Origin of the sequence: Xenorhabdus khoisanae (genome assembly GCF_001037465.1) — a bacterium.
Taxonomy (GTDB): domain Bacteria; phylum Pseudomonadota; class Gammaproteobacteria; order Enterobacterales; family Enterobacteriaceae; genus Xenorhabdus; species Xenorhabdus khoisanae.
The window spans coordinates 34,568-44,032 of record NZ_LFCV01000033.1 but is presented as its reverse complement, the minus strand read 5'-3'; the positions used below and the strand labels follow the sequence as shown (position 1 = coordinate 44,032).

The 9,465-nt window shown below is 47.3% G+C and carries 8 protein-coding genes; all 8 read left to right on the top strand.

Translation table 11 applies throughout. From position 1 onward, the window contains the following. Window positions 1–1,131 (top strand): elongation factor Tu (tuf, locus tag AB204_RS06345; RefSeq protein WP_047962540.1); only part of this gene is annotated, 1,131 nt, incomplete at its 5' end. Window positions 1,132–1,493: 362 nt separating this feature from the next. Continuing rightward, window positions 1,494–1,877, top strand: a complete 384-nt coding sequence (gene secE / locus AB204_RS06340) for a preprotein translocase subunit SecE (RefSeq protein ID WP_047962539.1) — start codon at window positions 1,494–1,496, stop codon at window positions 1,875–1,877. A 3-nt stretch (window positions 1,878–1,880) separates the two neighbouring features. Continuing rightward, window positions 1,881–2,426 carry a transcription termination/antitermination protein NusG gene (gene nusG, locus AB204_RS06335; protein WP_047962538.1) on the top strand — a complete coding sequence of 182 codons (546 nt, stop codon included), beginning with the start codon at window positions 1,881–1,883 and terminating at the stop codon, window positions 2,424–2,426. Window positions 2,427–2,635: 209 nt separating this feature from the next. Beyond that, window positions 2,636–3,064, top strand: a complete 429-nt coding sequence (gene rplK, locus AB204_RS06330; protein WP_038260747.1) for a 50S ribosomal protein L11 — start codon at window positions 2,636–2,638, stop codon at window positions 3,062–3,064. Between the two features lie 3 nt (window positions 3,065–3,067). Next, complete coding sequence (rplA, locus tag AB204_RS06325) at window positions 3,068–3,769, top strand: 50S ribosomal protein L1 (RefSeq protein ID WP_047962537.1); 702 nt, start codon at window positions 3,068–3,070, stop codon at window positions 3,767–3,769. A 352-nt stretch (window positions 3,770–4,121) separates the two neighbouring features. After that, entirely contained in the window at window positions 4,122–4,619 is a 498-nt protein-coding gene (gene rplJ, locus AB204_RS06320) for a 50S ribosomal protein L10 (protein WP_047962536.1), read from the top strand. 64 nt (window positions 4,620–4,683) lie between these two features. Then, window positions 4,684–5,049 carry a 50S ribosomal protein L7/L12 gene (gene rplL, locus AB204_RS06315; protein WP_045959641.1) on the top strand — a complete coding sequence of 122 codons (366 nt, stop codon included), beginning with the start codon at window positions 4,684–4,686 and terminating at the stop codon, window positions 5,047–5,049. A 340-nt stretch (window positions 5,050–5,389) separates the two neighbouring features. Then, window positions 5,390–9,418: a DNA-directed RNA polymerase subunit beta gene (gene rpoB, locus AB204_RS06310; protein WP_047962535.1), complete on the top strand. Its 4,029-nt coding sequence runs from the start codon at window positions 5,390–5,392 to the stop codon at window positions 9,416–9,418. Window positions 9,419–9,465 lie beyond the last annotated feature (47 nt).

Below are 9,465 nucleotides of genomic sequence, written 5' to 3'. Positions count from 1 at the left end.
GGCCACGTTGACCACGGTAAAACTACCCTGACTGCTGCAATCACCACTGTTCTGGCGAAAACTTACGGCGGTAGCGCTCGTGCATTCGATCAGATCGATAACGCACCAGAAGAAAAAGCACGTGGTATCACCATCTCTACTTCTCACGTAGAATACGATACCCCAACTCGCCACTACGCGCACGTTGACTGCCCAGGCCACGCCGATTACGTGAAAAACATGATCACCGGTGCTGCTCAGATGGACGGTGCGATCCTGGTTGTTGCTGCAACTGATGGCCCAATGCCACAGACTCGTGAGCACATCCTGCTGGGTCGTCAGGTAGGCGTTCCATACATCATCGTATTCCTGAACAAATGTGACATGGTTGATGATGAAGAGCTGCTGGAACTGGTAGAAATGGAAGTACGTGAGCTGCTGTCTCAGTACGATTTCCCAGGCGACGACACGCCAATCATCCGTGGTTCTGCTCTGAAAGCGCTGGAAGGCGAAGCAGAGTGGGAAGCGAAAATCATCGAACTGGCTGAAGCACTGGATAACTACATCCCAGAACCAGAGCGTGACATTGACAAGCCATTCCTGCTGCCAATCGAAGACGTATTCTCCATCTCCGGCCGTGGTACCGTAGTTACCGGTCGTGTAGAGCGTGGTATCGTTAAAGTGGGTGACGAAGTCGAAATCGTTGGTATCAAAGAAACCACTAAAACAACTTGTACTGGCGTTGAAATGTTCCGCAAACTGCTGGACGAAGGCCGTGCGGGTGAGAACGTGGGTGTTCTGCTGCGTGGTACTAAGCGTGATGACGTTGAGCGTGGTCAGGTTCTGGCGAAGCCAGGTTCTATCCACCCACACACTCAGTTCGAATCTGAAGTGTACATCCTGAGCAAAGATGAAGGTGGCCGTCATACTCCATTCTTCAAGGGTTACCGTCCACAGTTCTACTTCCGTACAACTGACGTAACCGGTACTATCGAACTGCCAGAAGGCGTAGAGATGGTAATGCCAGGTGACAACATCAACATGGTAGTTAACCTGATTGCTCCAATCGCAATGGACGAAGGTCTGCGTTTCGCAATCCGTGAAGGCGGCCGTACTGTAGGCGCTGGTGTTGTTGCTAAAGTGATCGCATAATTTTTTTAATGTGTTCATTTGGAAGGGCATCGACAGATGCCCTTTTTATACGTTGTCTTAGGACTAAGTTTTAGAACATTGTCTTAAGAAGAACCTATCTCATCAATAGTTGTTCATTAATAATTGTCTAATGGCAAGATAAATCGTCATTTGATTGCTATTCTTAACTATTGGTGAGATAGGCTCTGATACAACGGATGGGCTTAAAGATCATAATGATACGAAAGTCCTACTGAATTATGGCGCCGAGTCAGATACAATTACAATTATCTTTGGTTTCGGTCTGATTTGTTTTGCTCTTGCGAGGCAAGCTGGCTATCTATTTTCATCATAGTTACTTACATAGAGTTACAGGTTGGTTTATGAGTGCAAATAGCGATGCTCAAGAAAGCGGGCGTGGTCTTGATATAGCAAAATGGCTATTGGTAGCAGTGCTGCTGGTGGTTGCTATTGTGGGTAATTATTATTACCGAGAGTATAACCTGCCTCTGCGCGCGATAGCCGTCGTTGCTATTGTTGCCCTTGCAGGAGCAGCTGCATTGTGGACTGTGAAAGGTAAATCTGCGTTAGCATTTGCCCGTGAAGCCCGCATTGAAATGCGGAAAGTCATTTGGCCAACTCGCCAGGAAGCGCTGCATACAACTCTGATTGTTGCGGCTGTAACGGCTGTCATGTCCCTGATTTTGTGGGGATTGGATGGTATTCTGGTGCGTTTAGTTTCATTTATTACAGGCCTGAGGTTTTAAAAAATGTCTGAATCCCCAAAAAAGCGTTGGTATGTCATACAGGCATTTTCTGGGTTTGAAGGTCGTGTCGCTCAATCTCTGCGTGAGCATATCAAATTACAGGATATGGAAGATTCTTTCGGTGAAGTCATGGTGCCGACAGAAGAAGTTGTTGAGATCCGCAGTGGCCAACGCCGTAAAAGCGAACGTAAATTCTTCCCCGGTTATGTCTTGGTACAGATGGTAATGAACGATGCAACTTGGCATTTGGTTCGTAGTGTACCTCGCGTAATGGGTTTTATCGGCGGCACGTCTGACCGTCCGGCACCAATTAGCGATAAAGAAGTTGATGCGATTATGAATCGTCTTCAGCAAGTTGGTGATAAGCCACGGCCAAAAACGTTGTTCGAACCAGGCGAAATGGTTCGTGTCAGCGATGGCCCGTTTGCAGACTTCAATGGTGTAGTGGAAGAAGTCGATTACGAGAAGAGCCGCTTGAAAGTTTCGGTTTCTATCTTCGGTCGTGCTACACCAGTCGAGCTGGATTTCAGTCAGGTAGAGAAAGCCTGATTTGATGCTTAAATAAGCGGGCTCGCTTGCAAAGGGTGTGAAATTAGCATACAATTTCGCGCCTTTTGTTTTTTATCCAGGCATTATTTTTAGATGATGCTTTCTGGATAAACAAGGTAATGTTTTAAGTGGCCTGGTCTTTTGACGGGGCCTAAATCGTCAGGGGAGCCTCATTTTGAGGCGATAAGACCCACATAGAGGAAATATAGATGGCTAAGAAAGTACAAGCCTACGTTAAGCTGCAAGTTGCAGCGGGTATGGCTAACCCAAGCCCACCAGTTGGTCCAGCTCTGGGTCAACAGGGTGTTAACATCATGGAATTCTGTAAAGCGTTCAATGCTAAAACTGAAAGCATTGAAAAAGGCCTGCCAATTCCAGTTGTTATTACTGTTTACGCAGACCGTTCTTTCACTTTCGTTACCAAAACCCCACCGGCGGCTGTTCTGCTGAAAAAAGCAGCAGGCATCAAATCTGGTTCTGGTAAACCGAACAAAGAGAAAGTTGGTAAAGTAACCAGCGCTCAAATTCGTGAAATTGCTGAAACTAAAGCTGCGGACATGACTGGTGCTGACGTTGACGCGATGATGCGTTCAATCGAAGGTACTGCTCGTTCCATGGGCCTGGTAGTGGAGGGTTAATCAATGGCTAAACTGACCAAGCGCATGCGCACTATCCGTGAAAAAGTTGATGCAACTAAACAATACGAAATCAACGAAGCTGTTACTCTGCTGAAAGAACTGGCTACTGCTAAGTTCGTAGAAAGCGTTGACGTAGCTGTTAATCTTGGCATCGATGCTCGTAAATCTGACCAAAACGTTCGTGGCGCAACTGTACTGCCACACGGTACCGGTCGTTCAGTACGTGTTGCTGTATTTACCCAGGGTGCAAACGCTGAAGCGGCTAAAGCTGCTGGCGCTGAACTGGTAGGTATGGAAGATCTGGCTGAGATGATTAAGAAAGGCGAGATGGACTTCGACGTAGTTATCGCATCTCCAGATGCAATGCGCGTTGTTGGCCAACTGGGCCAAATCCTGGGCCCACGTGGTCTGATGCCAAACCCGAAAGTGGGTACTGTAACTCCTAACGTTGCTGAAGCTGTACAAAACGCTAAAGCAGGTCAGGTTCGTTACCGTAACGACAAGAACGGTATCATCCACACTACCATCGGTAAAGTTGACTTCGAAGCTGACAAACTGAGAGAAAACCTGGAAGCTCTGCTGGTTGCGCTGAAAAAAGCTAAGCCATCTTCTGCTAAAGGCGTTTACATCAAGAAAGTTAGCCTGTCCACTACCATGGGTGCAGGTGTTGCGATCGACCAGTCTGGTCTGAACGCTTCAGTTTAATTATTTAAGCTGAGAATAACGCTTTACCTTAGCGTCAGATTTGTCTAAAATCTGACGCTTAAAATTTGCCTGATAGGGTGTGTAACGACACACAGCTTTTGAAAAATAAGGTAATATCGGCAAATAACAAGTTTTCGGTTGGAGCTTGGCCCTAATCCAAGCCCCGTCCAAGACCGCAGGCGTAAGTACGTAGAAATAATTTACTTACTTAATATCCTGCGTAGACGGTGACAGAGCCAAATGAAATTTATTTTCTGGATTCTGCTCACCGTGTTTTAGCGCTCAGGCACATTTTGTGCCTTGAGTGAAGTGAGTTCCGGGTTTTCCCGGTTAATCCAGGAGCAAGAAGCTAATGGCACTAAATCTTCAAGACAAACAAGCGATTGTTGCTGAAGTCAGCGAAGTAGCCAAAGGCGCGCTGTCTGCGGTTGTTGCGGATTCTCGTGGCGTTACCGTAGATAAAATGACTGAACTGCGTAAAGCAGGTCGCGAAGCTGGCGTTTACATGCGTGTTGTTCGTAACACCCTGATGCGTCGCGCTGTTGAAGGTACTGAGTTCGAGTGCCTGAAAGAAGCGTTTGTTGGTCCAACCTTGATTGCTTTTTCTAACGAACATCCGGGCGCAGCAGCTCGTCTGTTCAAAGATTTCGCGAAAGCGAACCCAGCATTCGAGATTAAAGCAGCAGCCTTTGAAGGTGAGTTCATCCCAGGATCAAATATCGATCGTCTGGCAACACTCCCAACTTACGATGAAGCAATCGCACGCCTGATGGCAACCATGAAAGAAGCCTCTGCAGGCAAACTGGTTCGCACTCTGGCTGCACTACGCGATCAGAAAGAAGCTGCTTAATAGCCTATTTCCTTCGTTGCTTTTTAACGTATAAACTTTTTCTGAATTTTAGGAACACATTGTTATGTCTATCACTAAAGAACAAATTCTGGACGCAGTTGCAGAAATGTCTGTAATGGACGTTGTTGAACTGATCAGCATGATGGAAGAGAAATTCGGCGTTTCTGCTGCTGCAGCTGTTGCTGTAGTTGGTGGCGCTGCTGAAGCAGTTGAAGAAAAAACTGAATTCGACGTAATCCTGACTGGCGTTGGCGCAAACAAAGTTGCTGTAATCAAAGCAGTACGTGGCGCAACTGGCCTGGGTCTGAAAGAAGCTAAAGACCTGGTTGAAAGCGCACCAGCAGCACTGAAAGAAGCCATCAGCAAAGACGACGCTGAAGCTCTGAAAAAATCTCTGGAAGAAGCAGGTGCTTCTGTTGAGATCAAGTAAGATCAGTTTGAAGTTCGCAGCCTGATTTTTTAAGGCTGGCGGCTGGCGATTTTTTAATCGCCAGCCTTTTTGCGCTGTAGGGAGTTAGTAGCATTTCACACTGTTTGGCTACTAATTAACCCAAAATACTTCTTCCTATTGACGACTTAATATACTGCGTTCTCAGCTACGATCCACTCGGGTAGCTCGGTAGTAAGGTAACGCAATGAAATGATTTAAGAGTAATAGTAATGGGTATTACGGAAAATATTCTATTTTCTGTTCGAAAAAAATAGTGTTGCAGCGTGCTGTCCTTAAGGGCGGACAGAGTGGGTCACTTGTCAGCGAGCTGAGGAACCCTATGGTTTACTCCTATACCGAGAAAAAACGTATTCGTAAGGATTTTGGTAAACGTCCACAAGTTTTGGATGTGCCATACCTTCTTTCTATCCAACTTGACTCGTTCCAGAAGTTTATCGAGCAAGATCCTGAAGGCCAGAATGGACTGGAAGCGGCCTTCCGTTCTGTGTTCCCAATTCAGAGTTACAGCGGCAATTCTGAGCTGCAATATGTAAGCTACCGTCTTGGCGAACCTGTTTTTGATGTTAAAGAATGCCAGATCCGTGGTGTGACTTTCTCCGCACCGCTGCGCGTTAAACTGCGTCTGGTGATCTATGAGCGCGAAGCGCCAGAAGGCACAGTCAAAGACATCAAAGAACAAGAAGTCTACATGGGTGAAATTCCACTCATGACTGATAACGGTACTTTCGTTATCAACGGTACTGAGCGCGTTATCGTATCTCAGTTACACCGTAGCCCAGGCGTTTTCTTTGACAGCGATAAGGGTAAAACCCATTCATCCGGTAAGGTACTGTATAATGCACGTATCATCCCTTACCGTGGTTCATGGCTGGACTTCGAATTCGATCCAAAAGATAACCTGTTTGTGCGTATCGACCGCCGCCGTAAACTGCCGGCTTCGATTATTCTGCGCGCGATGGATTACTCTACTGAAGACATCCTGAATCTGTTCTTCAACAAAACTGTTTTCGAAATTCGCGACAACAAATTGCAGATGACGCTGGTTCCAGAACGTCTGCGTGGCGAGACCGCTTCATTTGATATTGAAGCGAACGGCAAGATCTATGTTGAAAAAGGCCGTCGTATTACTGCTCGTCATATCCGCCAGTTAGAAAAAGATCAGGTAGACCGCATTGAGGTGCCTGTCGAATATATCGCGGGTAAAGTTGTAGCAAAAGACTACATCGACCAGAACACAGGTGAAATCATCTGTGTGGCTAACATGGAACTCTCTTTGGATCTTCTGGCGCGTCTGAGTCAGTCTGGTCACAAATCTATCGAGACCCTGTTTACCAACGATCTGGATCACGGTGCATACATTTCCGAAACTCTGCGTGTTGACCCAACCAACGATCGCCTGAGCGCCCTGGTTGAAATCTATCGCATGATGCGTCCGGGTGAACCACCAACAAGAGAAGCCGCAGAAAATCTGTTTGAGAACCTGTTCTTCTCTGAAGATCGTTATGATCTGTCTGCGGTTGGTCGTATGAAGTTCAACCGTTCTTTGGATCGCGATCAGATTGAAGGTTCCGGTATCCTGAGCAAAGAAGACATCATTGACGTGATGAAGAAGCTCATTGATATCCGTAACGGTAAAGGTGAAGTCGATGATATCGACCACTTGGGCAACCGTCGTATCCGTTCTGTCGGTGAAATGGCTGAAAACCAGTTCCGCGTTGGCTTAGTTCGTGTAGAACGTGCTGTGAAAGAGCGTCTGTCTCTGGGCGATCTGGATACTTTAATGCCACAGGACATGATCAACGCCAAGCCAATTTCTGCGGCGGTGAAAGAGTTCTTTGGTTCCAGCCAGCTATCCCAGTTCATGGACCAGAACAACCCACTGTCGGAAATTACCCACAAACGCCGTATTTCTGCGTTGGGTCCAGGTGGTTTGACTCGTGAACGTGCAGGCTTTGAAGTTCGAGACGTACACCCAACTCACTACGGTCGTGTATGTCCAATCGAAACGCCTGAAGGTCCAAACATCGGTTTGATTAACTCATTGTCCGTTTATGCGCGTACCAATGAGTATGGTTTCCTTGAAACCCCTTACCGCTTGGTTCGTGATGGTGTAGTGACCGATGAAATTCACTACCTGTCTGCGATCGAAGAAGGTAACTACGTTATTGCACAGGCTAACACCGTATTAGATGAAGAAGGCCACTTCGTTGAAGAATTGGTAACTTGCCGTCATTACGATGAATCCAGCTTGTTCAACCGTGATCAGGTTCAATACATGGACGTTTCGACACAACAGATCGTGTCCGTCGGTGCATCCCTGATCCCATTCCTTGAACACGATGACGCCAACCGTGCATTGATGGGTGCGAACATGCAACGTCAGGCGGTTCCAACACTGCGCGCTGACAAGCCGCTGGTCGGAACAGGTATGGAGCGCGCGGTAGCAGTTGACTCTGGTGTAACCTCTGTTGCTAAACGCGGTGGTATGGTTCAGTACGTTGACGCATCTCGTATCGTTATCAAGGTTAACGAAGATGAAATGTACGCAGGTGAAGCGGGCATTGATATCTATAACCTGACCAAATATACCCGTTCTAACCAGAACACCTGTATCAATCAGATGCCATGTGTTTCTCTGGGCGAGCTGGTAGAGCGTGGTGACGTACTGGCTGATGGCCCATCCACCGACTTGGGTGAATTGGCGCTGGGTCAGAACATGCGCGTGGCGTTCATGCCATGGAATGGTTATAACTTCGAGGACTCCATCCTCGTATCTGAACGTGTTGTTCAGGAAGACCGTTTCACAACGATTCACATTCAAGAACTGGCTTGCGTGTCCCGTGACACCAAACTGGGGCCTGAAGAGATTACGGCTGACATCCCTAACGTGGGTGAAGCTGCGCTGTCTAAGCTGGACGAATCCGGTATCGTTTATATCGGTGCAGAAGTGAAAGGCGGTGACATTCTGGTTGGTAAAGTGACGCCGAAAGGTGAAACTCAGCTGACTCCAGAAGAAAAACTGCTGCGTGCGATCTTCGGTGAGAAAGCGTCTGATGTTAAAGACTCTTCTCTGCGCGTACCAAACGGCGTTTCCGGTACTGTTATCGACGTACAGGTCTTTACCCGTGATGGCGTAGAAAAAGACAAGCGTGCGTTAGAAATCGAAGAGATGCAGTTGCGTGAGGCGAAGAAAGACCTGACAGAAGAACTGCAAATTTTCGAAGCTGGCTTGTTTGCTCGTATTCACTCTGTACTGGTTGCAGGTGGTATTGAAGCAGAAAAACTCAGCAAACTGCCTCGTCAACGTTGGTTGGAACTGGGTCTGGCTGATGAAGAAAAACAAAATCAGCTGGAGCAGTTGGCAGAACAGTATGACGAACTGAAAGCAGAGTTCGAGAAAAAACTGGATGCTAAACGTCGTAAGATCACACAAGGTGACGATCTGGCACCGGGCGTACTGAAAATTGTCAAAGTGTATTTGGCGGTGAAACGTCAAATCCAGCCTGGTGACAAGATGGCAGGTCGTCACGGTAACAAGGGTGTTATCTCCAAGATCAACCCGATCGAAGACATGCCTTACGATGAAAATGGTACTCCTGTTGACATCGTACTGAACCCGCTGGGCGTACCATCACGTATGAACATCGGTCAGATTCTGGAAACTCACTTGGGTATGGCGGCGAAAGGCATTGGTGACAAGATCAATGCAATGCTGAAACAACAGCAAGAAGTTGCCAAGCTGCGTGAATTTATCCAGAAAGCTTATGATCTGGGTGACGATACTCGTCAGAAAGTTGACTTAAATACCTTCTCTGACGAAGAAGTGATGCGTCTGGCAGAAAACCTGAGAAAAGGTATGCCAATCGCAACACCAGTCTTTGACGGTGCTAAAGAAACCGAAATCAAAGAGCTGCTGAAATTGGGTGGCTTGCCGACTTCTGGTCAGATCACACTGTTCGACGGCCGTACTGGTGAACAATTCGAGCGTCAAGTAACCGTTGGTTACATGTACATGCTGAAATTGAACCACTTGGTTGATGACAAGATGCACGCCCGTTCCACCGGTTCTTATAGTCTGGTTACTCAGCAGCCGCTGGGTGGTAAGGCACAGTTCGGTGGTCAGCGCTTCGGTGAGATGGAAGTGTGGGCATTGGAAGCATACGGTGCTGCGTACACCCTGCAAGAAATGCTCACCGTTAAATCCGACGATGTTAATGGTCGTACCAAGATGTATAAAAACATCGTGGATGGTAACCACCAGATGGAACCAGGCATGCCGGAATCTTTCAACGTATTGCTGAAAGAGATCCGTTCGTTGGGTATCAACATCGAGCTGGAAGACGAATAAATTGTTTTCCCGCTGGTACTGTCCGGCCGTATGTAGAAACATACGGT